Annotated in this window: 24 protein-coding genes; 10 read left to right on the top strand and 14 right to left on the bottom strand. The window is 68.9% G+C overall.

What is annotated here, in order from left to right:
- The first annotated feature begins 33 nt into the window (after nt 1–33).
- Nucleotides 34–276 carry a hypothetical protein gene (locus tag IG75_RS40250; protein WP_245713342.1) on the top strand — a complete coding sequence of 81 codons (243 nt, stop codon included), beginning with the start codon at nt 34–36 and terminating at the stop codon, nt 274–276.
- Nucleotides 277–506: 230 nt separating this feature from the next.
- Here IG75_RS40250 and IG75_RS0116480 read toward each other — a convergent pair whose 3' ends face one another.
- From IG75_RS0116480 to adh, 3 genes are all read right to left on the bottom strand, one after another.
- Nucleotides 507–980, bottom strand: a complete 474-nt coding sequence (locus tag IG75_RS0116480) for a VOC family protein (RefSeq protein WP_030522164.1) — start codon at nt 978–980, stop codon at nt 507–509.
- Between the two features lie 204 nt (nt 981–1,184).
- A complete protein-coding gene (locus tag IG75_RS0116475; protein WP_030522163.1) occupies nt 1,185–1,586 on the bottom strand; it encodes a DUF779 domain-containing protein in 402 nt (133 codons plus the stop codon).
- The gene (gene adh, locus IG75_RS0116470) at nt 1,586–3,103 is read right to left on the bottom strand and encodes an aldehyde dehydrogenase (RefSeq protein WP_030522162.1); all 1,518 of its coding nucleotides are present in this window, start codon (nt 3,101–3,103) and stop codon (nt 1,586–1,588) included. Before adh ends, IG75_RS0116475 begins: the two co-directional genes overlap by 1 nt.
- Before the next feature lie 781 nt (nt 3,104–3,884).
- Between adh and IG75_RS0116465 the strand changes: the two genes are divergently transcribed.
- From IG75_RS0116465 to IG75_RS0116440, 5 genes are all read left to right on the top strand, one after another.
- A complete protein-coding gene (locus IG75_RS0116465; protein WP_051714661.1) occupies nt 3,885–4,253 on the top strand; it encodes a hypothetical protein in 369 nt (122 codons plus the stop codon).
- Nucleotides 4,253–4,885, top strand: coding sequence for a DUF3558 domain-containing protein (locus IG75_RS0116460; protein ID WP_081876935.1), 633 nt, complete (start codon nt 4,253–4,255; stop codon nt 4,883–4,885). The genes IG75_RS0116465 and IG75_RS0116460 overlap by 1 nt, the downstream gene beginning before the upstream one ends.
- 2 nt (nt 4,886–4,887) lie before the next feature.
- Nucleotides 4,888–6,243, top strand: coding sequence for a hypothetical protein (locus tag IG75_RS39125; protein WP_156058945.1), 1,356 nt, complete (start codon nt 4,888–4,890; stop codon nt 6,241–6,243).
- Complete coding sequence (locus IG75_RS37370; protein WP_030522157.1) at nt 6,240–6,953, top strand: ESX secretion-associated protein EspG; 714 nt, start codon at nt 6,240–6,242, stop codon at nt 6,951–6,953. The genes IG75_RS39125 and IG75_RS37370 overlap by 4 nt, the downstream gene beginning before the upstream one ends.
- A 191-nt stretch (nt 6,954–7,144) precedes the next feature.
- Entirely contained in the window at nt 7,145–8,545 is a 1,401-nt protein-coding gene (locus IG75_RS0116440) for a class II fumarate hydratase (RefSeq protein WP_030522156.1), read from the top strand.
- An 87-nt stretch (nt 8,546–8,632) separates the two neighbouring features.
- Here the strand turns inward: IG75_RS0116440 and IG75_RS0116435 are convergent, their stop codons facing one another.
- From IG75_RS0116435 to glpX, 3 genes are all read right to left on the bottom strand, one after another.
- A complete protein-coding gene (locus IG75_RS0116435; protein WP_156058943.1) occupies nt 8,633–9,490 on the bottom strand; it encodes an acyl-ACP desaturase in 858 nt (285 codons plus the stop codon).
- A 204-nt stretch (nt 9,491–9,694) separates the two neighbouring features.
- A complete protein-coding gene (locus tag IG75_RS0116430) occupies nt 9,695–10,318 on the bottom strand; it encodes an LGFP repeat-containing protein (RefSeq protein ID WP_036514325.1) in 624 nt (207 codons plus the stop codon).
- A gap of 259 nt (nt 10,319–10,577) precedes the next feature.
- Complete coding sequence (gene glpX, locus IG75_RS0116425) at nt 10,578–11,621, bottom strand: class II fructose-bisphosphatase (RefSeq protein WP_030522153.1); 1,044 nt, start codon at nt 11,619–11,621, stop codon at nt 10,578–10,580.
- Nucleotides 11,622–11,752: 131 nt separating this feature from the next.
- Between glpX and IG75_RS0116420 the strand changes: the two genes are divergently transcribed.
- Complete coding sequence (locus tag IG75_RS0116420) at nt 11,753–12,322, top strand: DUF4245 domain-containing protein (RefSeq protein WP_036514236.1); 570 nt, start codon at nt 11,753–11,755, stop codon at nt 12,320–12,322.
- A gap of 25 nt (nt 12,323–12,347) precedes the next feature.
- Here IG75_RS0116420 and IG75_RS0116415 read toward each other — a convergent pair whose 3' ends face one another.
- Genes IG75_RS0116415 through IG75_RS0116405 form a run of 3 tightly spaced genes read right to left on the bottom strand, consistent with a single transcriptional unit; the run spans nt 12,348 to nt 14,652 of the window.
- Nucleotides 12,348–12,581: an exodeoxyribonuclease VII small subunit gene (locus tag IG75_RS0116415; protein ID WP_030522151.1), complete on the bottom strand. Its 234-nt coding sequence runs from the start codon at nt 12,579–12,581 to the stop codon at nt 12,348–12,350.
- Between the two features lie 2 nt (nt 12,582–12,583).
- Nucleotides 12,584–13,921: an exodeoxyribonuclease VII large subunit gene (gene xseA / locus IG75_RS0116410; protein WP_030522150.1), complete on the bottom strand. Its 1,338-nt coding sequence runs from the start codon at nt 13,919–13,921 to the stop codon at nt 12,584–12,586.
- Entirely contained in the window at nt 13,918–14,652 is a 735-nt protein-coding gene (locus tag IG75_RS0116405) for a lipid droplet-associated protein (RefSeq protein WP_030522149.1), read from the bottom strand. The genes xseA and IG75_RS0116405 overlap by 4 nt, the downstream gene beginning before the upstream one ends.
- A gap of 314 nt (nt 14,653–14,966) precedes the next feature.
- On the opposite strand from IG75_RS0116405, the gene IG75_RS0116400 reads away from it, so the two are divergent.
- On the top strand, nt 14,967–15,974 hold the full coding sequence (locus tag IG75_RS0116400; protein ID WP_030522148.1) for a 4-hydroxy-3-methylbut-2-enyl diphosphate reductase: 1,008 nt from the start codon (nt 14,967–14,969) through the stop codon (nt 15,972–15,974).
- Between the two features lie 30 nt (nt 15,975–16,004).
- Here IG75_RS0116400 and IG75_RS0116395 read toward each other — a convergent pair whose 3' ends face one another.
- Entirely contained in the window at nt 16,005–16,976 is a 972-nt protein-coding gene (locus IG75_RS0116395) for a DUF6542 domain-containing protein (protein ID WP_081876934.1), read from the bottom strand.
- A 272-nt stretch (nt 16,977–17,248) separates the two neighbouring features.
- Between IG75_RS0116395 and IG75_RS0116390 the strand changes: the two genes are divergently transcribed.
- Both IG75_RS0116390 and IG75_RS0116385 read left to right on the top strand, forming a co-directional pair.
- Nucleotides 17,249–18,445 (top strand): metallophosphoesterase family protein, encoded by a 1,197-nt coding sequence (locus IG75_RS0116390; protein ID WP_030522146.1) that lies wholly within the window; start codon nt 17,249–17,251, stop codon nt 18,443–18,445.
- Entirely contained in the window at nt 18,442–21,723 is a 3,282-nt protein-coding gene (locus tag IG75_RS0116385) for an AAA family ATPase (protein ID WP_030522145.1), read from the top strand. Before IG75_RS0116390 ends, IG75_RS0116385 begins: the two co-directional genes overlap by 4 nt.
- A gap of 10 nt (nt 21,724–21,733) precedes the next feature.
- Here IG75_RS0116385 and IG75_RS0116380 read toward each other — a convergent pair whose 3' ends face one another.
- From IG75_RS0116380 to IG75_RS0116365, 4 genes are all read right to left on the bottom strand, one after another.
- Nucleotides 21,734–22,270 carry a methylated-DNA--[protein]-cysteine S-methyltransferase gene (locus IG75_RS0116380; RefSeq protein WP_030522144.1) on the bottom strand — a complete coding sequence of 179 codons (537 nt, stop codon included), beginning with the start codon at nt 22,268–22,270 and terminating at the stop codon, nt 21,734–21,736.
- Complete coding sequence (locus tag IG75_RS0116375; RefSeq protein WP_036514232.1) at nt 22,270–23,805, bottom strand: Ada metal-binding domain-containing protein; 1,536 nt, start codon at nt 23,803–23,805, stop codon at nt 22,270–22,272. Before IG75_RS0116375 ends, IG75_RS0116380 begins: the two co-directional genes overlap by 1 nt.
- Nucleotides 23,806–23,964: 159 nt before the next feature.
- Nucleotides 23,965–24,255 (bottom strand): YbdD/YjiX family protein, encoded by a 291-nt coding sequence (locus IG75_RS40765; protein ID WP_036514229.1) that lies wholly within the window; start codon nt 24,253–24,255, stop codon nt 23,965–23,967.
- Nucleotides 24,252–26,513, bottom strand: coding sequence for a carbon starvation CstA family protein (locus IG75_RS0116365; RefSeq protein ID WP_030522142.1), 2,262 nt, complete (start codon nt 26,511–26,513; stop codon nt 24,252–24,254). The genes IG75_RS40765 and IG75_RS0116365 overlap by 4 nt, the downstream gene beginning before the upstream one ends.
- Nucleotides 26,514–26,637: the final 124 nt, after the last annotated feature.

Genomic DNA, 26,637 nt, shown 5'->3' with positions numbered 1-26,637 from the left:
GGACCATTCCGTTTCAAGTGATGTGTTCTGTGCTTGCCGAAATCAGCGGAAACACCTGCTCATAAGCCTCTGGGCGGCCGTCGAGCACAGGCCGCCCGCAACGACAGCCTCGTCCTGGAAGCCGCCCAGGAGGTATTCCTTGCCGGACCGAAGGCGCCGATCGCCGCGTTGGCCGAACGGGCGGGCGAGGTGATCCACGCGGACTATGCGAACACGGAGTTGGTGCGGCGGGCGCAGGCGACGGGCCGGCTGCGAGAGGGGAACGCCGCAGGGTAACGGCCTGGTACTGGAAGCAGCGCGGCGGTTTCGACACCCGACCGGCAGCGCACCGCGCAACAATCAGCCGGCCGCCGGAGTCGTGCGCCAACTGCACCGCCGGGTGCTCGCAGTCCTGATCGCCGGGTTGGCGTCCGAGGGGGAGCTACGGGCCCGCCACCGCGGCCGGGTGAGTTCGCCTGGGGCCGGCAACGCGCCGGAACCCACCCGGCGCGGCCGCCGGAAGCGGATCAGCCGGCGTAGGCCTCCCGCATGACCTGCATGTCGATCTTCTTCATCTGATACATGGCCGCGAGAGCGCGGTCGACCGCCACCGGATCGTCACCGGAGAGCAGTTCGTTGGCCTCGCTGGGCCAGATCTGCCACGGCACCCCGTACTTGTCGTTGAGCCAGCCGCGCTGCACCTCCTCGCCGCCGTCGGCGAGCAGCGCCTCCCACAACCGGTCCACCTCGGCCTGATCGTCACAGTTCACCAGCAGCGACATGGCGTGGGTGTAGTGGTAGTCGCCGCCGCCGTTGATCGCGGTGAACTGCTGGCCGGCGAGCTGGAAATCGACCAGCATCACCGTCCCCGCTTCCCGCATACCCGATTCCGTATAGCGCTGCACCCCGGTGATCTTCCCGTCCGGGAACAGGGAACAGTAGAACTCCGCGGCCTCCTCGGCCTGAGTGTCGTACCAGAGATTGGTGACGATCTTCTGCATGACGATCCTCCTCGGCTGACGGCTGGTATGCACTGACGACGGATCCCGGAGCCGGAATTGATCGGCCCCGGCCGGATTCGATCGATGATCCGATACCGGGGCTGCGCATGCCGCCCGACCCGCCGGGCCCGTTCGGCGGTAGGCCGACGCTGCGGCCGCCGGGCCCGCTCGGTATGAGCCGAGGCCGGGCGGGCCGGGCGGCGATCAGTCGGCGATATCCGCGCCCGTAGGCGGGGGCGGCGCGGCTTCGAGCCGGAGGAACTCCTCGTCGGTGAGCAGCCGGGACCGGATCAGGAACCGCACGCCCTCCGGGGCCTCCAGGGAGAATCCGCTCCCGCGCCCGGGCACCACGTCCACCGTCAGATGGGTGTGCTTCCAATACTGGTACTGGTCCGCGCTCATCCAGAACGGGGTGTCCACATCCACCTGCCCCAGCAGCACATCCTGCGCCCCGACCCGGAACTCGCCGCGCGGGTAACACATGGGGGCGCTGCCGTCGCAGCACCCGCCGGACTGGTGGAACATCACCGGACCGTGCCGTTCGATCAGCTCGTGCAGCAGATCGGCGGCGATCTCGGTGAGTTCCACCCGGTTCGGGTCCGGCATCAGAAGAACCCGAGCTTCTGCGGTGAATAGCTGACCAGCAGGTTCTTGGTCTGCTGGTAGTGGTCCAGCATCTGCGCGTGATTCTCCCGGCCGATACCCGACTTCTTGTAGCCGCCGAACGCCGCATGCGCCGGATAGGCGTGATAGCAGTTCGTCCACACACGGCCGGCCTTGATACCGCGACCCAGCCGGTAGGCGGTATTGCCGTCCCGGGTCCAGACGCCCGCGCCGAGACCGTAGAGGGTGTCGTTCGCGATCTTCAGGGCCTCCTCGGTGGAATCGAAAGTGGTGACCGAGACGACCGGGCCGAAGATCTCCTCCTGGAAGATACGCATATCGTTGCTGCCCTTGAAGATGGTCGGCTCCACGTAGAAGCCGTTCGGGTAGCCCTCGACCGAACGGGAACCGCCGCCGGTGAGCACCTCGGCGCCTTCTTTCCTGCCGATATCGATGTAGGAGAGGATCTTCTCGAGCTGGTCGTTACTGGCCTGCGCGCCGATCATGGTCGCGTCGTCGAGCGGATCGCCGCTCACGATCGCCTTGGTGCGCTCCACGCAGCGGGCCATGAACTCGTCGTAGATCGACGAATGGACCAGCGCCCGCGACGGGCAGGTGCAGACCTCGCCCTGGTTCAGCGCGAACATCACGAAACCCTCGACAGCCTTGTCCAGGAAATCGTCATCGGCCGCCATGACATCAGGCAGGAAAATGTTCGGGCTCTTCCCGCCCAGTTCCAGGGTGACCGGGATGATGTTCTCGCTCGCGTACTGCATGATCAACCGGCCCGTGGTGGTCTCCCCGGTGAACGCCACCTTCGCCACCCGCGGACTCGACGCCAGCGGCTTACCGGTCTCCACCCCGAAACCGTTCACCACGTTCAACACACCCGGCGGCAACAGGTCGCCGATCAGCTCGATCACCTTCATGATCGACGCCGGCGTCTGCTCGGCCGGTTTCAGCACCACCGCGTTACCGGCCGCCAGAGCCGGCGCCAATTTCCAGGTGGCCATGAGAATAGGGAAATTCCACGGAATGATCTGACCCACCACGCCCAGCGGCTCATGGAAGTGATAGGCGATGGTATCGGCGTCGATTTCGCTGATCCCGCCCTCCTGGGCGCGGATGGCCCCGGCGAAATACCGGAAATGATCCACGGCCAGCGGCAGGTCCGCCGCCTTCGTCTCCCGGACCGGTTTTCCGTTCTCCCAGGTCTCCGCGACCGCCAGCGCCTCCAGATTCTCCTCGATCCGATCCGCGATCTTGTTGAGGATATTCGCGCGCTCGGTGGTGGAAGTGGCCCCCCACCCGTCGGCGGCCGCATGCGCGGCATCCAGTGCCAGCTCCACATCGGGAGCGGTGGAACGCGCCACCTCGCAGAAGGTTTCGCCATCGACCGGAGACGGATTGTCGAAGTATTTACCTTCGACGGGCGCGGTCCACTCACCCCCGATGAAATTGTCGTATCGGCGGGCATAGCTGACGATGCTGCCGTCGGCACCGGGCTTGGCGTAGGTCATGAGGTACTCCTCGAAGTGGATTCATGCGGTGCGCGGAGGCCGAAGCGAAGGCGGAGGTATCGCATCATGACGAACTCCTCGGTCGACTCGGGCGCTGAACGCACGCCGGGTAGAGCGTGATATACCTCACTATGCCGCGTACCGGACGGTAGTACGCCGTGTTCGCCACGAAACGTGGCATCGATTCCGGTGGGTCCCGGATCGACGCTGGTCGAGATGGTGAAAGTCGGAAAACCGACGTTGACGGCGGGGATGCGTACCCGGAATCGCGCGCGCCGGGCGTGATGTCCTGGTGACCGAGTATCCGGGATATAGCGCCGACCGATCGGCAACAGTCGGCAGGCCGGGGTACTCCGTCCTGCGGCAGCAGTGGTGGCGCGGGAAGCGACGCTGCGTGTGCAGATAGGCAAGACGCTGTCCATCCGGCAAGGCTCTGTGGGCGCGCACGATCGTCGGCCGAGGTTACCCGCGGCAATCGGCCTGATGAATCGTGGACGTCACAACTGTTGTAACCGGCCTGGGTCCGAGCCGAGATCGAGAACCACGACCACGACCTGCCATGCCGGGGACATCGTCCTCCGGCGCGCTGAGGACCACCTTCCGGGTGGCACTGCGATGACCCAGGTCATCTGTGAACGGCGGCCTGGGTGTCGAACGGGCGAGGGAACGAAACGGACTGTCGCGAGGCGATTTCGCGGTTCCCGGGTCCGGGTGGAACCGGAGTGGGGGCGGGCGCGTCCAGTATGGTTAGTGAAGTTTACGGAAGGGTGGGCCGAGCGGGATGGACGTGGGGCAGGGGACCGCGAACACGCTGTATCAGCAGGCTGTGGCGGGGACATTCCGGATGGAGCGGGGGGCCGCGGAACGGTGTGCGGCGGTGTACACGCGGTTGGTCGACACGTGTGTGGACCAACAAGCATCTGCGATACAGCGCATCTATCGCCTGGAAGGCTTCGGTGGATTCGACTCGGCCGCGCAACTCCAGAAGGGCTTCGAAAACAAGCACGTTCTCACGATCCAAGCGTTATCTGATCTGAAAGAGGCCGCGTACCGGATGGCTGCGGCCTTTCTCCAGGCAGGTGGTGCGTTCGAAGATGCCGATGAGATGAACAGGCGTGCAATCGATGCGGCCGCGGAGGTCCAGGCGTGATGAAAGTATCCAAATTGGTGACTGCTGCTGCAGTTGGTGCCCTGTTGGCATTGAGCGCTGGATGCGCGCAGCATCCCGATGCCCCGGCCGAGCCGGTACCTACGTCAGCTGAATTGCCGAAGGGTCCGGAAGGCGTAGCCTCTCGTCCGACCCTCACAGCTCCGCATCTGCAGCCGCCCTCGCAAGAGGGTCGGTACGCCAGTGGGGAACGTGCGGAGGTGGTATTCGACCCGTGCACGTGGATCGGCGACGACGCGGTCGCGCGCGCCGGTCTGGATCCGGCCAGCCGACGGCGAGGTCAGGATCTGATCACCGAGTACACATTCTTGACCTGCGATTTCGACGGCCTGCACTGGGACTTGCAGATCGATTCGGGGAACGCGAGCTGGCAGGAGGATCTGGACAAGAACGGAGAGATCAGCGAGCCGCTGGAAGTCAACGGTCGTGAAGCGATGTGGGTTCGCGACCCGCATTTGGTGAAGACCTGCGATATACACGTACGGACCAAGGTCGGATTTGTAATCTTCAATGCGACAAGAACTTTCGAAGGCTCAGAGGCAGGCTTGGAACGGTGTGACGGAGTTCTGCACATCGCGGAAACCCTCGAACCGTCGATCGGGGCGGAGAATTAACCATGAGCGGGGAGCAGCAACCCTCTCCATTGGGGATCTTCGGTCCGGCACTCGGGATTGATCCCTCCTCGGTCCAGGATCGACTTGCTGGACAACAGAGTCAATCCGGTGCGGAGCACTTCGGAGCACAGGTCTCCCATGGCGATAGAGATCCCTCCTACATCACCGCAATGGAGCAATTCGAAGGGATATCCCACGAAGAGATCTATGCGAAGGTAGGAGAAATGGCCCCTGGCCTCATGCATGCCTTCGCCGATATATATGACGCGGCGGCTATTGCCCTCAGCGGTGGCTTGCTGGGAGCCCATCTGGCCATTCAGCGCGAACTCTCTGACGGCCTGAACGGTCAGTTCGCCGACGCTGCGGTCCAGGCCGCTCGGAAGTTCTACGATCAGGCAACCGATGTACAGGAAGTGATCCGCTCAGTGGGTTTACGGGTCAAAGCCGTTGCCTACGGGGCCGAAGTAGTCAAAAAATCGGTCCCACCTCCTCCTTCTCAGGCTCCGGTAACAAACCCCGCGATTACCACGTCCGTGGTCGACCCGGCCCAGATCGCGCAGACGGTTGTCGGCGCAACGGACCCCGCTGCTGCCGCGGCACTCGATCGCTACAAGGAAGAGCAACGGCTGGTCGCGGTGGAGGCCATGAATATGGCGTACAAGCCGACCTACCAGCCCGCGGGCGACGGCGTGCCGACCTTCGTGCCGGTCCAGGGGCCGGGTGACGGACCGGGGCCGTCTGTTCCGGGTGGGACGTCCACCACCGGGCCCGACGGCACCACAACGACCTCCGCCACTCCCGGTGGTGAAACTCCGGGCTCCGAAGCGCCCGGAGAGAACGAGGCCGAGGGGGAAGGCACCGAAACCGCCGGTACGGAGGAGGATTCGCAGACCACCACCGCCGGCACGGACGGGAACCCGACCACCCAGCAGCCGAACACGACGACAACCGGCACCCCGACCGGCGATCCGCAGCGCACCACCCCGTCGACCACCACCACCGGTTCGCCCTCTGTATCCACCGGGAATCCGGCCGGGATGCCCGGCGGTACTCCGCAGGCGCAGACTCCGGGCAAGACGGTCACCGGAACTCCCGGTGGGCCCAATACCTCCACCGGGTCGCCGAGTGCGGCTTCCACGGCCGCTGGTAGCAGCCGGGGAATGTCCGGGATGCCGGGCATGATGTCCTCGGGTGCGGGCAAGCGTGGTGAGGACGACGACGAGCACAAGACTCCCGACTACCTGATCCAGGATCGTGAAGAGGAGTTGTTCGGTCCTCGGATCAGCGCCTTGGGCGGGGTTCTCGGGGCGGACGCCCCTGCCGCGCAGCCGGCCGATGATCGCGGTGACCGGCGGTGAAGTGGGAGTTCACCCCGGACGAATTCATGCACGTCTGGAAGGAGACCGGTAAGGACCGGTATCCGTATCCCTTGGAGGTGCGGTCGTCGGTGCGCTGGGAGGACGAGTTCCAGCGGTTGGCGGCCGGTATCGCGTCCTCGTACCCGCGCGGTGGCGATCCCGACCTCACCGCCGCGTTGCGCGTCGCCGCCGATCCCGAGTACACGCTCACTCTCTCGGGTAGCCGCCGGCACCGGATCCGCGCATACGGGGCGTTCGCTGGGCAGGTGGCCGTCACCGTCGTGCAATTCCCCGGCACCACTACCGATTTCGACGGCAAGTTCGTGCTGCAGATCGGCTCGTCCTCGCTCGTCTCCAGAATCTTTCTACAGATACTCGGGGAACAGCCCACAGGAAGCCGGGCACCGCTGGTGGAGAGTATCGATCGGCTCCGCGACACCTATGAGGTGTGGAACGGCGGCAAACCCCAGCCAGCCGACCGGATGCGCCGACTGCTGAAGGCGCCGCGCGCGGGGTCCGGGTTCCTGGAGGCGCGCCACCGGTTGCGTGAGGCGGACCCGCCGCCACCTCGCTACCTGAGCTGGTTCGATGTCGCCGACGACGGGCGCTACATCTATCGGCACCGCTACCAGGATTTCCATATCGACCCGATCTCGCACGCGGAGTTGAGCCGCGAGATCGACCGGCTCGCCTCCACCGGACACGACTGAGCGGTGGTGAGCTCTCCCGGCTATCGGAGAATCTCGATCGAGGGATAGCTGCTTCGGGGGAGTGCAGGTATCGAGCAGGCGTTTCGGCTCCTCGCGGGTGCCGGGGCAGGATTCATCGAGGGCGATTCCGGTGACCCAGACCTCACGCGTGGCACGCCGACATCGCCGGGCCGCGGCATAGGGTCGGGAATATGAGCGAGGAGAAGCAGTACCGCATCGAGCACGACACCATGGGCGAGGTCCGGGTTCCGGTGGACGCGCTGTGGCGTGCCCAGACTCAGCGGGCGGTGGAGAACTTCCCGATCAGTGGGCGGGGGCTGGAGCGGGCGCAGATCCGGGCGCTCGGGCTGTTGAAGGGGGCCTGCGCGGTCGTCAACCGGGATCTGGGGTTGCTCGATGAGGAGCGGGCCGCGGCGATCGTCGCGGCCGCCACCGAGATCGCGGCGGGCCGCCACGACGACCAGTTCCCGATCGATGTGTTCCAAACCGGGTCGGGGACCAGTTCCAATATGAACGCCAACGAGGTGATCGCCTCGATCGCGGCCACGGGCGGGGTCACCGTGCACCCGAACGATCACGTGAACATGTCCCAGTCGTCGAACGACACTTTCCCGACCGCGACCCATCTGGCCGCCACCGAGGCCGTGATAAAAGATCTGCTGCCCGCCCTGGAGCATCTGCGGCTGGCGCTGCTGGACAAGGCGACCGAATGGCGCACGGTGGTGAAATCGGGGCGCACCCACCTGATGGACGCGGTCCCGGTGACGCTGGGCCAGGAGTTCGGCGGCTACACCCGGCAGGTCGCGGCGGGTATGGAGCGGCTGCTGGCGACGCTGCCGCGGCTGGGTGAACTGCCGATCGGCGGTACCGCGGTCGGGACCGGGTTGAACGCGCCCACCGGGTTCGGGGCGAAGGTGGTGGCGGAGCTGGTGCGGGCCACCGGGATCGACGCGCTGACCGAGGCCGAGGATCATTTCGAGGCGCAGGCGGCGCGGGACGGGCTGGTGGAGGTCTCCGGGGCGCTGCGCACGGTCGCGGTGAGCCTGACCAAGATCGCCAACGATATTCGCTGGATGGGTTCGGGTCCGCTCACCGGGCTGGGTGAGCTGCAACTGCCCGACCTGCAGCCGGGTAGTTCGATCATGCCGGGAAAGGTGAATCCGGTACTGCCGGAGGCGGTCACCCAGGTGGCGGCGCAGGTGATCGGAAACGATGCCGCGGTCGCTTTCGCGGGTGCGGGCGGCCATTTCGAGCTGAATGTCTACATCCCGGTGATGGCGCGTAATGTGCTCGAATCCATCCGGCTGCTGGCGGCGGTGTCCCGGCTGTTCGCCGACCGGTGTGTGCACGGGCTGACCGCCGACGCCGAACGGCTGCGTACCCTGGCCGAATCCTCGCCTTCCATTGTGACTCCGCTGAATTCGGCGATCGGTTACGAGGAGGCGGCGGCGGTGGCCAAACAGGCGTTGCGGGAGCAGAAGACGATCCGTCAGACGGTGATCGATCGCGGACTGATCGGAGAGGCGCTGAGTGAGGAGGAACTCGACCGGCGCCTGGATGTGCTGTCCATGACGAATATCGACAACGACTGATGCCGCGCCGCCGTGGGGGCCAGAGGTGATGCGGCATTCGCTGCGACGCGACCGTCGATCAACGGTCGCGTCGCACCATGGGTGGACTCAGGACCGGAACCGGGCCAGCTCTTCGCGGGCCGCCGCTCCGGATTCGCCGAGGTCGGTGCGGCCGAACACGTCCCAGCGCCGCAGCAGCGGCGCGAAGATCAGCTCGTCCTGTTTCTCCGGGTCGTAGATACCGGCGTCGGCCAGCGCCTCGTCGCTGCTGCGCCCGTCGGGCAGGGTGACCGAGGGGACCCGGAACGCGGCGACCTGGTCGGCGACGGCGCGCATGGTCTGGTCGGGGGTTTCGTCGAAACCGGCGGCGACGAGGTCGGCGAATACCGCGGCCTGCCTCTCGTCGTCCTTGGCGATCTGTTCGCTGATCGCGGTGATCAGCGGGTTCTCCCCGAGCGCGGCGGTATTGCGATGACGCACGGCGGCGGCGGTCTCCTCGAACGCGCAGGCGGCCAGTACGTCCAGCAGATGCAGCGGCTCGCGCCGGAAACCGTCGGTCATCTGGCCCATGCGCAGCCGTTCCAGCTCCACCGGGTCACAGGCGCGGGTGACCATCAGGTAGTTGCGGATCACAATGGAGTGCCGGGCCTCCTCGGCGGTCCAGCGGCCCACCCAGCGCCACCACGCGCCGGTGCGTAGGTATTTGCCGATCTCTCGGTGGTACGAGGGCAGATTGTCGGCGATCAGCACGCTCACGGTGAGTGCCAGCCGGGCGGTATCGCTGAGCTCGGACTGCGTGGGGTCCCAGTCCTCGCCGCCGAGGAAGGCGAAGTTGCGGCCGTCGTCCCACGGGACGAAGTCGTGCGGCTGCCATTCATCGGCGATCTCGGTATGGCGCCGCATGGTCAGTTCCACCTCTACCGCGAGCGATTCCAGCAGGTCGCGGTCGGTCAACAGTTTCTGCACGCACACACGGTAGCGGGTCGGACCGGGTACAGGGTGAGCGCCGGGGTCGGGTTGGGGAATATCGGCGAACCGGCCGGTCCGAGTGGGGTGCGCGCACAATCGGGCCCGTTTCCCGGAAGTGAACGGAGATTCCGGACCGGGTGGTGTGCGGGCTCCGGACAGCGCTCGGGGCGCCCACCCAGTGGGCGCCCCGAGCGCCGGATCTCACTTCTCGGTGACCGTGGTGGAACGGTCCGAGGAGTTCCAGGTGATGGTGCCGCCCTCGAACTCGCTCTTCTTGCCCTCCGGAGTGGTTTCCTCGTCGGAGGTGGGAAAGCCGAGTTGGCCGTCGGCGCCGCCGTTGGCCTCCCATGCCTCGCGGATATCGCCCCAGACGATATGGGCGCCGGTCTCCTCACTGAAGAAGACGGTGCCCCCGGAGAAGTTCTGGTAGCGACCGCCGTCACCGGCGACCTGCTCCTCGCCTTCGGGCATACCGAGCGTGCCGGTCGGACCACCGGCCTCGGTGTACTTCTGATAGATGCTGCCCTTCACGGTGACTTCTTTGCCATCCGGGGTCTGCACGGTGGTTTCGCCGGCGTTGGCATTGGGGTCCTCATCGGGAGTGGCCGAGCCCTCGGCGCCTGTCGTCTCGGTGGCCGAGCCCTCCGCACCCGGAGAGGCGGACGGGGCGCCGGTGCCGCTGTTGCCGCCCGGCATCACCGCCGAGGTCAGGGAGCCGACGGTATCCGACACCGAGTTGTCGTCGTCACCGCAGCCGGCGACGAGCAGTCCCGCGGCGGCGAGTGCCATGGTGAATCCGGCCGAACGTCGAGCGAAGTGGTGCATGTCCATCCTCTCGCGACAGGCCGATGTGATGGACGGGCGGGTCGTGGTGGTTCATCACTCCGGCTGTGGGTTCGGCAACGCAGCGGTTACCGGACACGAATATCCGTGACGTTGCCAGTTCGGTGGCCACGCGGATATTACCCGCAAAAACCGGGGATATAGTCCGGATGCCGGAAAGTTGCTGGCCACGGTAGGTGTGTGCCCGGCGCGCCGGGGGCCCGTGCGGTCCGGCGGAATGCCCGGACCGCACGCGCGCCGATCAGGGCAGCGGTGGGGCGGCGTGCTCGTCGCCGTGGAAATCGACCGACGAGTACTCGCGCAGTTTCGTGAGCCGGTGGTAGGCGTCGATCATGCGGACCGTGCCCGATTTCGACCGCATCACGATGGACTGGGTGGACGCGCCGCCGCCGTAGTAGCGAACCCCGCGCAGCAGATCTCCGTCGGTGACGCCGGTGGCGCAGAAGAAGACGTTGTCCCCGGCCACCAGATCTTCGGTGACCAGGACCCGATCCAGGTCGTGTCCGGCGTCGAGCGCCTTCTGCCGCTCGTCGTCGTCCTTGGGTGCGAGCCTGCCCTGCAAGGCGCCGCCCATACAGCGCATCGCGGCGGCCGCGATGATGCCCTCGGGGGTGCCGCCGATACCGACCAGGATGTCGGTCCCGGAATCGGGCCGCGCGGCGGCGATGGCGCCGGCCACGTCACCGTCGGAGATCAAGCGGATCCGGGCGCCGGCGTCGCGGACCTCCTGGATCAGGTCGCCGTGGCGGGGGCGGTCCAGGATGCACACGGTGATATCGGAGACCGAGGCGTGCTTGGCCTTGGCGACCTTGCGGATGTTCTCCCCGATGGGCGCCGAGATATCGATCACGTCGGCCGCGTCGGGGCCGACGGCGATCTTCTGCATGTAGAACACCGCCGACGGGTCGAACATGGCGCCACGTTCGGCGACCGCCAGCACCGAGATGGCGCCGGGCGACCCCTTCGACATCAGGGTGGTGCCGTCGATCGGGTCGACCGCGAAATCGACCTCCGGACCGGTGCCGTCGCCCACATTCTCGCCGTTGTACAGCATGGGCGCCTCATCCTTCTCGCCCTCGCCGATCACCACGACGCCGCTCATGGATACCGAGCTGACCAGCTGCCGCATGGCATCCACGGCCGCCCCGTCGCCGCCTTCTTTATCGCCCTTGCCCACCCAGCGTCCCGCTGCCATGGCGCCGGCTTCGGTGACGCGGACGAGTTCGAGCGCGAGGTTACGGTCGGGCGCCTCGCGGCGGCTCGAAGCGGGCGAAGATGCCGTCATAGCGGGTGCCTCCTAGGTTGTGTAACTTGCCGTAATTGTCGCATCGCCGGATTGCGTGCCGGTGATCACCTGGTACGGCAGTACCGGGGGCGGCGCGGGGTCCCGCCGCTACCACGATGGATACTGGGAGCGTGCCGAACAAGAAGCCACGCATCATGAACGACTACCGGGATCTGTTCTGGTCGTTGATCCCGTTGGTGCTGATCGCCGTGGTGTTCGCCGGATTGACCAGTCAGTGCAGTCTTTCCACTACCGGCCCCACCCAGGGCACGATACCCAGTTTCGATGCCGCCGCGGCCCTGCGCTCGGATGCGCAGAACCTGTCGTTCCCGATCCGGGAACCGGCCCTCCCGCAGAACTGGCAGCCGAACTCCGGAAGCCGCGACACCATCACCGAACGCGGCGGCGGCACGGTCAGCACCATCGGTTATGTCACCGGTGCGGGCACCTATATGGAACTCGACCAGAGCGACGCCACCGAAGAGGTGCTGGCCGGACATATCGCGGGCAGCCGATATGCCACCGGTACCCGGGATATCGCCGGGCAGAAATGGGTGGTCTACCAGGAGCCCGGCGCCGAACCCGCGTGGATCGCCGATCTGGGGGACAGCCGGGTGCTGATCCGTGGCGCCGGTAATGGCGAGGCCTTCGAGACCCTGGCCGCCGCGGTGGTGGCCGCCCGGCCGCTCCCGGCGGCGTAACCGGTCAGCGGGGGGTGGGCGCGGGTCATTCCGCGTCGTCGGATTCGGCCAGCGCCTTCTCGATCCGCTGCCGCGCCCCGGCCAGATGTTCTTCGCACCGGTTGGCGAGCGCCTCACCGCGTTCCCAGAGCGCCAGGGCGTCGTCGAGGTCCATACCGCCCTGCTCCAGCATCTTCACCACGCCGGCCAGCTCGTCGCGGGCGCGTTCGTAGCCGAGGCCGGCGATATCGGCCAGGTCGTCGGTGCCGGTGTCGGACACGGTCAGGTCCTCTCGGAGTCGTCGGAGCGGGTGGGGGCGCCGCGTTCGCCGAGCCGCTCGGTGCCGAGGGCGGCGGCGGAGATCGCGCCGTCACCGACCCGGATACGCAGCTGACTACCCGCGGGTGAATCGTCGATCGCGCGCACCACATGGCGTTCGGGTCCGGTGACCCGCTGCACGACAGCGTAGCCGCGGGCCAGGGTGGCGGCCGGGCCGACCGCGGTCAGCTGGCGCCGCAGATGATCGGTGGTCACCGCTTCGGCGCGGACCAGGCCCTCGGCGCAGCGGCGGGTCGCGGTGCGCAGGCGTTCGATCTCGTCGTGCCGGTGGCCGAGATCGCGCAGCGGATCGGCCAGCACCGGGCGTGACCGCAGTTGCCGCAGCGCCGCCGACTCCCGTTCGACCCAGCCGCGCAGTGCCGCCGCGGACCGGGCGCGCAGTTCCCGGACGAGCGCGGTCTCGGCGGCGGCGTCGGGCACGATACGTTTGGCCGCATCGGTCGGGGTGGCCGCGCGCAGATCCGCGACCAGGTCGGAGACCGGGGAATCGGGTTCGTGGCCGATAGCGCTGACGATGGGGGTGGTCGCCGCGACAATGGCCCGGCACAGTGTCTCGTCGGAGAACGGCAGCAGATCCTCCACGCTGCCGCCGCCGCGGGCGAGCACGATCACCTCGACCGCCGGGTTGCGATCCAGCGCTGCCAGCGCGTCGAGGATCTGCGGGACCGCGGACGGGCCCTGCACGGCGGTGTTGCGGACCTCGAACCGCACCGCGGGCCAGCGATCCCGCGCCACGCTCAGCACATCGTGTTCGGCGGCGCTGCCCCGGCCGGTGATCAACCCGATGGTGCCGGGCAGGAACGGGACCGGGCGTTTGAGCCGCGGATCGAACAGGCCCTCGGCATCCAGTAACGCCTTCAACCGTTCGATCCGTGCCAGCAGTTCGCCGACACCGACCGGACGGATCTCGGAGATGCGCAGCGACAGGGTGCCGCGGCCGGGGAAGAAGGAGAGTTTGCCGTAGACCACCACCCGGCTGCCCTCCTGCAGCGGGATGGGGGAGGCGCGCAGCAGGGCGGGGTCGCAGGTCACCGACAGCGACATATCGGCGGCCGGATCGCGCAGCACCAGAAAGGCGGTGCGGGTGCCGGGCCGCAGGTTGATCTGGGTGAGCTGGCCTTCCACCCAGATACTGCCGAGCCGGTCGATCCACTGGGCGACCTTCATCGACACCGAGCGCACCGGCCACGGCTGCTCGGCGGAATTGGCGGGGGCGGGTGCCTGCCCGGGCCGGCCGGAACCGCTCCGGCCGACCGCGGGCGCGGGATCGGCCTCGGTCACTGGGCTCGCACGGTGGCGATCCGGTTGGTCAGCATGGTCACGTACGCGGCGCGATCGAGGGTGCGCTGTTCGTAGTCGAGCAGGGCGACCAGATCGGCGACCGTGAGCGTGCGCAGCCGTCCGCGCAGCTGGGCGAGGGTCATGTTCGGGTAGTCGTAGCGGGCACCGACCTCGGGGAGGACGGCTTCGGCCGCCGGCTCGGGTTCGGCGACGGGCTCGGGATCGGCCGTGGCGGCGGATTCCGGCCCGTCCACCGCGGCCGCGCCGGCCGCCGCGATATCGTCGGCCGCGTCACCGGCGGCGCCGAAGGTGGCCCCGGCGTCGAAGGTGTGTGCCGCGGGCACGGGGTTGCCGTTCTGGATCGCGCGCAGGCCGTCCAGCGTCTCCTGCAGGGCCAGTTCCACCTCGGCCGGATCGGCGTCGAAGCGGTCGAAACCGCTGTTGCGCCGGCGCGGGGTGGCGCTCGTCTCGCGCACCGGCGGGTCGTCGTCCTCGTCGAAGGTGGCCCATTCGGGCTGTTCCTCGGGACGGTTGATGATCCGGTCGAAAACCGAATCGCCCTTGATCGCGAGACTGGTGACGAACTGCTGGACGTGCATCCCCGTCTGCAGTAATTGGCTCACCGCGGTGAGCGGTAGTTTCGCCGCGGCCGAGGGCAGCCGTCGCGTCTCCTCGAGAACATAGACGGCGGCTCCGGCGGCGACGCGGGCCAGGAACGGTGGTCGAAACATGGTAATAGCCTGCCCGATATAGCGGGGTCCGCAAAAGAGGGTGCGCGTACCCGGCAAGCCGCGGCGGGATCGGCAGGTTTCCGGGCGTTCGGCGGGCGGCGCCTCCGCGGGCGCAGCGTGGAAATTCGTCTCCGCGCCGGTCGGGATCGGCGGGTGAACCTGCACACCTCTCCCGGACGTGGTGCCGCCGGGGGTGGCCGCCCAGGGCCGCCGGTGAGCGGGGTGAACGGGCCGAACAGGTGGTCGGGGCGTGGCCGCGGCGCCGGGGTGCACGGCCGCAGCGGTCACGGAGGTACGCACGTACTCTATGGGGCATGTCCTCGGCAATACCGTTGAATGTCGGAATCGCTCGCTCGGCCGGCGCCGCGACCGCCGCCCCCGAAGGAAAACGAGTGCTGCTCGCCGAACCGCGCGGGTACTGCGCGGGTGTGGACCGTGCCGTCGAAACCGTGGAAAAGGCGCTGGAAAAGAACGGCGCGCCGATTTATGTCCGCAAGGAGATCGTGCACAACCGCCACGTGGTGGAAACGCTGCGCGAGCGCGGCGTGATCTTCGTCGACACCACCGACGAAGTCCCCGAGGGGGAGTTGGTGGTGTTCTCCGCGCACGGTGTCTCGCCCGCAGTGCACGCGACCGCCGCCGAGCGCAACCTGCGCACCATCGACGCGACCTGTCCGCTGGTCACCAAGGTCCATCAGGAGGCCAAACGCTTCGCCCGCGACGACTACGACATCCTGCTGATCGGCCACGAGGGCCACGAGGAGGTCGAGGGAACCGCCGGCGAGGCCCCCGAGCACGTACAACTGGTCGACGGTCCGGACGCGGTCGAGAAGGTGACCGTGCGCGACGAGTCCAAGGTGATCTGGCTGTCGCAGACCACGCTGAGCGTGGACGAGACCATGGAGACGGTGTCGCGGCTGCGGGAGAAGTTCCCGGCGCTGCAGGATCCGCCCAGTGACGATATCTGCTACGCCACGCAGAACCGGCAGGTCGCGGTGAAGGCGATGGCACCGGAATGTGATCTGGTGATCGTCGTGGGCTCGCGCAACTCGTCGAACTCGGTACGCCTGGTGGAGGTGGCTCTCGGCGCCGGGGCCCGCGCGTCGTATCTGGTGGACTACGCGCGGGAGGTGGACCCGGCGTGGCTCGAAGGGGTCACCACGGTCGGGATCACCTCCGGCGCGTCGGTCCCCGAGACCCTGGTGCGCGGGGTGCTGGACATGCTCGCCGAACACGGGTTCGGCGAGGTCCAGCCGGTGACCACGGCGAACGAGACCCTCGTGTTCGCGCTGCCGCGGGAACTGCGGGCCGCTCGGCGCTGACCCGCGCTCACCTCCGGCGACGGCCCGCGCTCAGCGGCGTTCGGGTCGCCGCCGTTCCGGGATCGGTTCGCGGACCCGGGCGGTCTGCGGCGCCCGGGCCGGTTCGCCGCGGCGGGCGTTCGCGCGCACCGGCTCGTCGGGTACCGGAGCCGCCGGGCGGGCGGGCCGGTGCTGGCGCATCTCGCGGGTGCGGGGTGCGGCGGCGCCCCGCGCGGCCGGCTCGGCGGGCGGACGGCCCCGGCCGCCGCGGCGTGGGGGTTCGTCGAACGATTCGTGGGTGTAATCGGGTTCGGGGTTCTCGGGCCGTTTCGGCCGCGCTTTCGCCTTGGTCCTGCCGTTGGCCTTGGACCGTGCCGCCAGGGTTTCGGCGCGCGAGGGCTTGCTCCCGCGGGCCGTCTTGCCCTCGCCCACGGAACGCTTCGCCTGGCCGCGGCTCGGCCGCTTCGCGGTCTCGCGGCGGGGCCGGTTTTCCGCCCGTTCCTTGGTCTCGCCGCGGGTAGCGCGCCGTTCGTTACGGCCCCAGCTCGTGCCGCGCCGGGCGGCGGCGGTCTCGTGGGCCGCGTTTTCCGAGCGGAACTGCGCGATCCGGATCCCGGCGATGATCAGCACCAGGACGGTGGCCAGCATCATCGGCGGGAAACGGTGCACCAGTGGGATCGCCAGGTTCAGCAGGATGTCCTTGAGGGAGGCGGTGCTGGTCCCGGTGAGCTGGCGGTATGCGATCGGCACGGCCACGAACAGCAATAGCGGCGGTAACACCATCGTGGTGAACAGGCCGCGGAACCGCACCGCCGCCACCGCCGCCAGACATCCGAGGATGTAGAACGCGCTGAAGGTGCCGGTGAGGTCCGTGACGTCGCCGAGGGCATCGATGAGGAAACCCAGGAAGGTGCAGGCCGCAGCGATGAGAACCGCGGCATAGGCCGGGACACCCGGCACCGTCGGCAATAACGAACGTTGCGGCGCGGGCACCCGGGAATTCACTCGTTGGGAAGCAGCCACGTACTGAACACTATCGTCCGGAAGGGTCGACTGTGTTACGGCACGGCGGGTCCGGTTCCACGATTGTGCGGAAACGGTGGTCGGCGGCGGTATTCATACCGTCAAGGGATATGGGTGGCGCGCAACACGATGGCGCAATGGAGACACTGTCCGCGGAGGTCACGCGTCCGCCGGGCCAGGGGCGGTAGAGGTCTCGGCGTGTTGCCGGTGTGGCGTCCCGGGTATCGGTACCGGCATTGAAGCTGTCGGTGCGGTGCCCTAAATTCGCCGTCATGCGAATCCTGCATACGTCGGACTGGCATATCGGTCGCACCTTTCACGGCGTGGACCTGCTGGCCGACCAGTCGCGGGTACTCGAAGCGATCGCCGAGCTCGTCGCCGCCGAAGAGGTGGACACCGTCGTGCTTCCCGGCGATGTCTACGATCGCTCCATCCCCAGCGCGGACGCGATCGCGGTCTGCAACAGGGGGTTCGAGGCCATCCGCGCGGCCGGCGCGCGCATCGTGGCCACCTCCGGTAACCACGATTCGCCGACGCGGCTCGGGGCGGGCGCGAGTTTCGCGGCGGCCGGCGGGCTGTATCTGCGCACCACGGTGGCCGATTCGGCCCGACCGGTGCTGCTGTCCGATGAGCACGGTGCGGTCGCCTTCTACGGCATCCCCTATCTGGAACCGGAGATATGCCGGGGCGAGCTCGGCGTACCGCAGGCGCGGTCGCATGCCGAGGTGCTCGCGGCGGTACTGGAACGGATCCGGGGGGATATCGCCCAGCGGCCGGACACGCGGACGGTGCTGCTGGCGCACGCCTTCGTGGTGGGTGGCGCGGCGACGGGCTCGGAGCGGTCGATCTCGGTGGGTGGAGTCGAGACGGTGCCACTGGGGATGTTCACCGAGCCGGGGTTCGACTACGTCGCGCTCGGCCATCTGCATTCGCCGCAGACCCTCGCCGAAACGGTGCGCTATTCGGGTTCGCCGCTGCCGTATTCGTTCGGGGAGAGCACCCACCGCAAACAGGCGTGGCTGGTGGACCTCGGTGATACCGGTCCGGCTCGGGTGCGAGGGCTCGAATTACCGGAGGTCCGCGGGCTGAGTCACCTCACCGGGACACTGGAGGAGCTGCTGGCCGACCCCGCGTGGGAAACGGCCGAACAGCACTACGTCTCGGTCTCGCTCACCGACTATGCCCGGCCGGTGGATGCCATGCGCCGGTTGCGCGAGCGTTTTCCGTACGCGGTGCACGTGGAATGGGAACGACCCCAGGGCGACCCGGCCCTGCGGTACCGGGAGCGGGTGCGGGGCCGCGACGACACCGATATCGCCCGCACCTTCCTCACCGATGTGCGCGGCGAGCCGAGCACCTCCGAAATGGACTGGCTGACCCGCGCCATGGCGGCGGCCGTCCGGGAGACGGAGGTGGTCCGCGACGATATCGGTGCGTCCCCGGCGGCCGATACGGAACTCACCGCATGAGACTGCACCGGCTGGAGATGACGGCCTTCGGTCCTTTCGCCGAGACGGCGTCCATCGATTTCGACGAACTGGGCGCGGACGGGCTCTTCCTTCTGCACGGGCAGACCGGCGCCGGGAAGACCACGGTGCTCGACGCCATCGCCTATGCCCTGTACGGGCGGGTGCCGGGGGCTCGGGGGGACAAACGGCTGCACTCCGATCACGCGCCCGCGCATATCCGCCCGGAGGTGGTGCTCGAGGCCACGCTGGGCGGCCGGCGACTCCGGCTCACCCGGCAGCCGGAATTCGAGCGGCCGAAGCTGCGCGGTAGCGGGACCCGGCTGGAGAACGCCAAGGCCACGCTGGCCTGGCTGGACGGACAGGGCACCAACCTGTCGCGGATCAACGAGATCGGCGACGAGATCGTGCGGCTGCTGGGGATGAGCGCCGATCAGTTCTTCCAGGTGGTGCTGCTGCCGCAGGGGGATTTCGCGAAGTTCCTGCGCGCCGAGAACGAGGATCGCGAGCGACTGCTCGAGAAACTGTTCGATACCGGGCGTTTCGGGTCGGCCGAGCAGTGGCTCACCGCCCAGCGCAAATCGTCGGGGGAGCAGATCGGCGCCCAGCAGCGCAATGTGGAAGACCTGATCACCCGGGTCGCGGTGACGGCCGGGATCGACCGCACCGAGCGGATCGACATTCTGGACGCGGTCGAGTGGTCGCAGGACCTGCTGGCGGGGGCGCGCGGCGAGGTGGAGAAAGCACAGCACGAACTCGATGAGCGGCGCGCGGAGTCGGCGCTCGCCGACGAACAGGCCGAACGGGAGCGGCGGGCGGCCGAGCAGCGGCGTCGGCTGGAACTGGCCCGGCAGCAGCTCGAGCAGTACGCCGCCGACGCCCGGGCACGGGCCGCGGATCGTGGCGAACTGGATCGTGCGCGCCGCGCCGAACCGGTGGCCGCGGCGCTGGCCGAGGCCGAGGCCGCGGTCCGCGCGGCGCGTAGCCGTGAAGACGAGTCCGTGGCCGCCGCCGAACACCTGGCCCGGCTGGCGGCGGAACCCGACAGTGCGGATATCCCGGGTATCCGCCTGGTGTCGGTCCCGTCCGCCGGGCGAGCCGGGGACGGGGTCGACGAGTTGCCCCCGGAGGACGCCGCGCCGGAGAGTTCCCCGGCGGAAGACGAGTTCGCGCTGTTCGACATGGCTCCCGGCGGGTCTCGGCAGAGCCCTGCCGAGACCGGTGCGGACGAGTCGGACCGGTTGGACGACCGAGCCGGCTACGACGAAGACCTCGGCCTCGATACCGCGATCCGCGGCTGGAGTGCGCTGCTGGGAAAACTCGGCGAGATCCACGCCGACGCGGTCACGGCCGACACATTGCGCGGGGAACTGGCCGAACTGCACGCCGCGGCGGCCGAACTCGGCGAGCGCTCGGCTGCACTCACCGAACGCCGGGCCCGGCTACCCGAGATCATCGCCGGCGCGCAGGCGCGGGCGCGCGAAGCCGACGAGGCGAAAGCGACGCTGCCCGGTCTGCGAACCGAACTCCGGCGCTTGCAGGAGTCCGCGACCGCGGCCGTGGAACTGGCCCGGGCGCGCACCACGCTCGACCGGGCCCGGGTGGATCTCGATACCGTGCGCGCCCGGCACCTGGAGGCCCGTGAGCACGTGTTGGACCTGCGGGAGCGCCGGCTGGCCGGAATGGCGGCGGAGCTGGCCGGGCGCCTGGTCGACGGGCAGGCGTGCGCGGTGTGCGGTTCGGCCGAGCATCCCCGGCCGGCGCGGCAGGCGGCCGGGGCGGTATCGAAAGAGGACGAGGCGGCGGCGGCCGCCGCCGAACGTACCGCCGAGGTGGCACGCGAACGCGCGCAGTCGGCGCTGGCCGAGGTGGAGCGGGAGATCGAGGCACTGCTGGCCCGCGGCGGCGATACCGGCCGCGTGCAACTCGCGGCCGCCCTGCGTGCGGCCACCGAGAAGTGCGGGGACGCGGAGGAACTGGCCGAATCGGCCGATGCGTGTGCCGCCGAACTGACCCGCCTGCGGAGCGATGAGAGCGGGTTGCACGATGCCCTGCGCGATACCGAGACCCGGGCGGGAGCCGTCGCGGCGCGGATCGAGTCCGCGCGGACCCGGCTCGCCGAAATCGAGGAGAAGCTGCGCGCCGCCGCCGGACGGGACCGGACCATCGGTCGTCGCCGGGAGCGCCTGCACGCGCTGATCGCCGCCGCGGGCAACCGGCGTGACACCTACGCCGCGGTCCGCGCGGCGTGGGAACGGGTGGCCACCTGTGTGCTGCGGGTCGAACGGCTGGCCGGATCGGCGGGCCTGGTCCCGCCCACGAGCGCCGTCGGCACCGCGCCGGATTCCGTGGCCGGTGGTCCGGGCGACGCGGGCCGGGACCCCGGAGCCGGCTCGGGGGAGATGCTGGCGACGCTGCGGATCTATTCACCGCTGGTCGGTGCCGCGACCCGGACCTCGCAGCGGCAGGACGCGCTGAGCGCTGCTCTGGCCGCGGCGGACGAGATCCGCGCGGCCGCTCGGGCCGTATTGGACGAACCCGAGATCCGGGCCGCCGCCACCACCGCGCCCGGTGATCCGGAAGCGCTCGAGGCCGCGGTGCGGGCCGCCCGGACCGCGCTGGACGCGGCCGTCGCGGCCCATTCCGCCGCCGTGCACCGGGCCACTCGGCTGGAAACCCTGTGCGGGCAGTTGTGGGCGGCAGTGGATCTGATCGCCCCTGCGCAGCGGTCCCACCAGGAACTGGCCGAACTGGCGGAGGTGGTCGCGGGCCGCGGCGCGAACAACCGGCGGATGTCGCTGCGCTCCTATGTGCTCGCGGCCCGGCTCGAGGAGGTCGCGGTGGCCGGGTCGGCCCGGCTGCGCCGGATGTCGGGCGGCCGATACGAATTCGTGCACACCGACCGGGCCGGGACGCACGGCCGGCGCGGCGGTCTAGGGCTGGATATCCGGGACGACTACACCGGCGCCGTCCGGCCCGCTCGCACACTCTCCGGTGGGGAAACCTTCATGGCTTCACTGGCGCTCGCGCTGGGTCTGGCCGATACCGTCGCGGCCGAAGCGGGCGGGATCATCCTCGACACCCTGTTCATCGACGAAGGCTTCGGCAGCCTGGACGCCGATACCCTCGACGCGGTGATGGGCGTCCTCGACGAACTCCGCGCCGGAGGCCGGGTCGTGGGGCTGGTCAGTCACGTCGACGAGATGCGTCAGCGCATACCCAGCCGCCTGCACGTGGTGCGCGGCCGCAACGGTTCCCGGTTGCACGCCACCATCGCCTGACCCCGCGGATTCAGCCCTCGAGATCGAGCAGCCGCCGCTTGATGTCCAGACCCCAGCGGAACCCGCCGAGTGTGCCGTCGGTGCGCACGATCCGATGGCAGGGCACGAACAGTGCGGCCGCATTGCGGGCGCAGGCGCTCGCCGCGGCGCGGGTGGCCGCCGGCCGGCCGGAGCGGGCGGCGAACGCGGTGTAGGTGATCGGCTGCCCCGCGGGCACTGTGCGCAGTACCTCCCACGCGTGCTGCAGGAATTCGCCGGAGCGCTGACGCACCGGGACGGAATCGATCGCGGCCGTGTCGCCGCGGTGGTAGGCCGTGACGGCGTCGGTCACCGCACCCAGTTCACGGCGGGCGCGCAGTTCCGCCGGGCGCAGGCCGGGGTGGACCAGTGTGCGGAGGTCTTCGGGCGCGGCGGTCCACCCGGATGCCAGGACCGCGCCGTCGGCGGCCACGATCGTGGTGAACGGGCCGAGCGGGGTGTCGACGGTGGCGACGTCGGCGGTGCCGGTCGCGGTGGTGGCAGCGGCGGGCAGGGTGGCGGTGGACATCAGTCGGTACTCACTTTCGCGTCGGTTTCGGTACTGGGCGCGGCGGGCTCCCGGGATTCGGCCCGGGTGCGCAGTTCGGCGCGCCACAGGTGCATGCAGAGATAGGAACGCCAGGGCGACCAGCGGGTCGTATCGGTCAGGTCGATATCGCGGCGGACGGCGCCGCGGCGGATGACGAGATCGGTGTGCAGCATGATGTCGGGGTCGGCGAGTAGCCGCATGGTGACGTAGTCGGCGGTCCACGGGCCGACACCGTCGAGCGCGAGCAGATCGCGGCGCAGGTCGGCGGCCGTACGGCCCTGGTGCAGGACCAGGTCGCCGGAAGCGATCGCCGCCGCGGCGGCGGTGATGGAACGGATCCGCTGGGCGGGGCCGGTCAGTACTTCGGCGCCGCGTTCGGCGATCACCTCCGGTGCCGGGAACAACCGGCCGACCGGCCCGTCCACCGGGTCGCCGAGGGCGGCGACCAGCCGAGCCGTATGCGTATTGGCCGCCGCCACCGAGATCTGCTGACCGATCATGGTGCGCAGCAGCAGTTCCGGTCCGTCCACACATCCCGGTACCCGGATCCCGGGAGCGAAATGAGCGTTCGGTTCGTGCGGTGCGCCGGTGCTCTCGTGGGCCCGGGCGAGTGCCTCGTCGATGGCCACCGGGTCGGCGTCGAGGTCGAGCAGATGCCGGACCCGGGCCACCGTGGGCGCGAGGTCGCGCATATCGCGCAGCGTCAGTTCCGCCTGGACGTGCCCGGGCAGTACCGCGAGCCGGACTCCGGCGTAACCGTGCGGTGTGCGGATGGTGCGCAGGTAGTGGTTCTCCCCGCCCGATGTGGTCTGCCAGAGTTCCAGACCTGGTGCCACATGGGCGGACAGGAACCAGTTCAGCCAGTCGCGGTCCAGCGGCGCCCGGTAGGGCAGGCGCAGCGACAGGGTGCCGTTGGCGGCCGGGCCGGTACGGTTGCGGCTGCGCTGCGCTTCGGTGCGCATGGTGCTCGGACTGACCGCGAAGACCTCGCGCACGGTGTCGTTGAACTGCCGGATACTGGCGAAACCGGCGGCGAAGGCGATATCCGACATGGGCATGGCGGTGGTCTGGATCAGCAGTCGCGCGGTATGTGCCCGGTGGGCGCGCGCCAGCGCCAGCGGGCCCGCACCGAGTTCGGTGGTGAGCACCCGGGTGAGCTGACGTTGCGAATAGCCGAGCGCCGAGGCGAGCGCGGGGACCCCGCCGCGTTCCACCACACCGTCCCCGATGAGCCGCATGGCCCGGGCGGCCAGGTCCGCGCGGGTGTTCCACAGGGGCGACCCAGGCGCGGCGTCGGGCAGGCAGCGGCGGCAGGCGCGGTAGCCCGCCTGCTGGGCCGCGGCCGCGGTCGGCAGGAAGGTGACATTGGTGCGCTTCGGGGTGATCGCCGGGCAGGACGGCCGGCAATAGATTCCGGTGGTGCGCACGGCGGTGTAGAACTGCCCGTCGAAGCGGGAGTCGCGGGCCGACACCGCGCGATAGCAGCGTTCGAAGTCCAGGGCCGTGATGCTCACCCCACACACGATGTCAGCTCGGGAAGCCTCGGGCTAGCGGAAAACAGACATCGGTGCCGAGTGTCGCCCAGGGAGGCCGCCGGGTGCTGTGCGACGGCCGCGAAAACTACGGCGGTGCGGGGCGGGCCGCGAAGTCCCACGCGGTGCGGGGGTCCTTGCTCAGCAGCAGCGCGCGCCCGGGTTGCGTTCCGCGTCGGCGTACCGCTCCCGCCAGTAGTCCCGCTCACTCATCACCGGGCGACCGGGATGCACCCTGCGCATATGCGCGAGGTAGCGCTGGTAGTCCTGCCCGCCGACGACGGAGTCCAGGTACCGGAACACCGCCCGCACTCCGCGGGCGAGCGCCCGTGCTCCGCGGGCCGGCGGCGCGGGCACCCCGCGCAGACCGGACCGCTCGGCACCCACGGCCCCGGCGCGCATACCCGGCACCGCCGCGAGCCGCCCGGTCAACTCCGCACCTCCGCGTGTGCCGCCCCCGGCACCGCGACATCGCCTTTCGCGATCCGCTCGTCCCACTGCCGCTGGACGTCCTTCTCCGCCGAGGTGATCAGGAAACCGCTGGGCGCGAAGATCTTCGACGGTTCCTCCGGCGATTCGGTGGTCGAGGTATCGCCCGATTTCACGGTCCGGTAGCAGACCCATACCGCGGCGAGCACCACGATCAGCACCAGCACCGCGAAAACGATGGACAGCGCACCCTGGATGAACGTATTGCGGATGACCGCGTCCACGTCGTCCGGTGTTTTCGCCGTCAGGCACAGCTCACCGGCATCGCGGGCGGCCCGGCAGATGCTGTTCTGTTTCCAGTAGCCCACCTTCGGGTCGGCCGAGAAGATCTTCTGCCAGGACGCGGTCATGGTGACGATGAGATCCCAGGCCAGGGCGATACCGGGGATCCAGGCCCATTTCGTCAGGCCTTTCTTCACCAGGATCGTCAGCACCACCACCAGCGCGATCGCGGCCAGCAACTGGTTGGCGATACCGAACAGCGGGAACAGCGCGTTGATTCCGCCCAGCGGATCCGTCACACCCATCAGCAGGATCGATCCCCAGGCCGCCACCACGACCGCCGAGCACAGCCATGCGCCCACTCGCCATGACGGATCGGCGAACTTACGCGCCGGACCGCGCAGGTTGCCCAGCGAATCGGACAGCATGAACCGCGCCACGCGGGTACCCGCGTCGATGGTGGTCAGGATGAACAGCGCCTCGAACATGATCGCGAAGTGGTACCAGAACGACTTCATCCCGGCGCCGCCGAGGAACCCGGAGAACACTTCGGAGATCCCGATGGCCAGCGTCGGGGCGCCGCCGGTGCGGGAGATCACCGACTCCTCACCCACATCGGTGGCGGCCTGGCTCAGTTCGGCGCCGGTCGTCGGTGGACCGGACAAGCCCAGGCTGTTCGTGTAGGCCGCGGCGGTTTCCGCGGTGCCCCCGGTCGCGCCGGCGGGGGCGTTCATGGCGAAGTACAGGTGCTGATCGATGATCGACGCCGTGATGATCGCCATCACCGCCACGAACGACTCCATCAGCATGCCGCCGTAGCCGATCACCTTGGCATGCGATTCCTTCTCCAGCAGTTTCGGTGTCGTACCCGAGGACACCAGCGCGTGGAATCCGGACAGCGCACCGCAGGCGATGGTGATGAAGAGGAACGGGAACAGGCTGCCCGCGAAGGCCGGGCCGGTGCCCGAGGTGGCGAATTCCGAGACCGCGGGCGCCTTCAGCACCGGCAGGGTCACCAGGATGCCGACCGCCAGCAGGCCGATGGTGCCGATCTTCATGAAGGTCGACAGATAGTCGCGCGGGGCCAGCAGCAGCCACACCGGCAGGACCGAGGCGACGAAGCCGTAGCCGATCAGCATCCACGAGATGGTGACGGGATGGAAGGTGAACCACCCGGCCCAGGTGTCGTTGTGCGAGACCCAGCCGCCCGCGATGATCGCCAGGATCAGCAGGACGAAACCGATCGCCGAGATCTCACCGACCCGGCCCGGTCGCAGATACCGCAGGTACACGCCCATGAAGAGGGCGATCGGGATGGTCATCGCGATGGAGAAGACACCCCACGGGCTGTGCGCCAGCGCGTTCACCACCACCAGTGCCAGCACCGCCAGCAGGATCATCATGATCACCAGGACGCCGATGATGGCGGCCACACCGCCGACCACGCCGAGTTCGTCGCGCGCCATCTGCCCGAGACTGCGCCCGCGCCGTTTCATCGACACCCACAGCACCAGGTAGTCCTGCACCGCGCCGGCGAATACGACGCCGACGATGATCCAGATGGTGCCCGGCAGGTACCCCATCTGCGCCGCCAGCACCGGCCCGACCAGCGGTCCCGCCCCCGCGATGGCGGCGAAATGATGCCCGAACAGCACCCGCCGGTCCATCGGCATGAAGTCCTTGCCGTTGTCCAGGATCTCGGCCGGAGTCGCCAGGTCGTCGCGGGGTTTGACGACCTTGTATTCGATCAGCCGCGCGTAGAAGCGGTAGGCGACGATGTAGGTACACACCGCCGCGATCACGATCCACACCGCGTTCACGGATTCGCCCCGCGCGATCGCGAGAATCGTCCAGGCCACGGCGCCGAGTAGCGCGATGGCCGCGAAGATCGCCTTCTTCGCGGGCGTGATCGGGGACCGGTCGACCACACCCACGGGTGGTAGGTCGGGGTCGGTCTTGAGATATTCGATAGTCCCCATCGGGCAACTCCTGTACAGCGAGCTGGAACATGCCGGCCACACGAACGTAACCGATGGCCGTTCGGCGCTTCGACGGTTGCGGTGAACGGTCGCTGTGGTGCGCCGAGCGGAATGTTCCTCTCTT

This window comes from Nocardia rhamnosiphila NBRC 108938 (assembly GCF_000720425.1).
In the GTDB taxonomy this organism is placed as follows: Bacteria; Actinomycetota; Actinomycetes; order Mycobacteriales; family Mycobacteriaceae; genus Nocardia; species Nocardia rhamnosiphila.
Note: the sequence above shows the minus strand (reverse complement) of the source record. Positions and strands in the feature narration are given on the sequence as shown.

What these genes read in the sequence shown, in the direction of transcription:
- IG75_RS0116385 (WP_030522145.1), top strand. Translation starts at nt 18,442, where the DNA reads ATGAGACTGCACCGGCTGGAGATGACGGCCTTCGGTCCTTTCGCCGAG.
- IG75_RS0116405 (WP_030522149.1), bottom strand. Translation starts at nt 14,652, where the DNA reads ATGTTTCGACCACCGTTCCTGGCCCGCGTCGCCGCCGGAGCCGCCGTC.
- IG75_RS0116475 (WP_030522163.1), bottom strand. Translation starts at nt 1,586, where the DNA reads ATGCCGGACCCGAACCGGGTGGAACTCACCGAGATCGCCGCCGATCTG.
- IG75_RS0116430 (WP_036514325.1), bottom strand. Translation starts at nt 10,318, where the DNA reads ATGCACCACTTCGCTCGACGTTCGGCCGGATTCACCATGGCACTCGCC.
- IG75_RS0116365 (WP_030522142.1), bottom strand. Translation starts at nt 26,513, where the DNA reads ATGGGGACTATCGAATATCTCAAGACCGACCCCGACCTACCACCCGTG.
- IG75_RS0116480 (WP_030522164.1), bottom strand. Translation starts at nt 980, where the DNA reads ATGCAGAAGATCGTCACCAATCTCTGGTACGACACTCAGGCCGAGGAG.
- IG75_RS39125 (WP_156058945.1), top strand. Translation starts at nt 4,888, where the DNA reads ATGAGCGGGGAGCAGCAACCCTCTCCATTGGGGATCTTCGGTCCGGCA.
- IG75_RS0116465 (WP_051714661.1), top strand. Translation starts at nt 3,885, where the DNA reads ATGGACGTGGGGCAGGGGACCGCGAACACGCTGTATCAGCAGGCTGTG.
- glpX (WP_030522153.1), bottom strand. Translation starts at nt 11,621, where the DNA reads ATGACGGCATCTTCGCCCGCTTCGAGCCGCCGCGAGGCGCCCGACCGT.
- adh (WP_030522162.1), bottom strand. Translation starts at nt 3,103, where the DNA reads ATGACCTACGCCAAGCCCGGTGCCGACGGCAGCATCGTCAGCTATGCC.
- IG75_RS0116460 (WP_081876935.1), top strand. Translation starts at nt 4,253, where the DNA reads ATGAAAGTATCCAAATTGGTGACTGCTGCTGCAGTTGGTGCCCTGTTG.
- IG75_RS0116440 (WP_030522156.1), top strand. Translation starts at nt 7,145, where the DNA reads ATGAGCGAGGAGAAGCAGTACCGCATCGAGCACGACACCATGGGCGAG.
- IG75_RS0116400 (WP_030522148.1), top strand. Translation starts at nt 14,967, where the DNA reads ATGTCCTCGGCAATACCGTTGAATGTCGGAATCGCTCGCTCGGCCGGC.
- IG75_RS0116390 (WP_030522146.1), top strand. Translation starts at nt 17,249, where the DNA reads ATGCGAATCCTGCATACGTCGGACTGGCATATCGGTCGCACCTTTCAC.
- IG75_RS0116380 (WP_030522144.1), bottom strand. Translation starts at nt 22,270, where the DNA reads ATGTCCACCGCCACCCTGCCCGCCGCTGCCACCACCGCGACCGGCACC.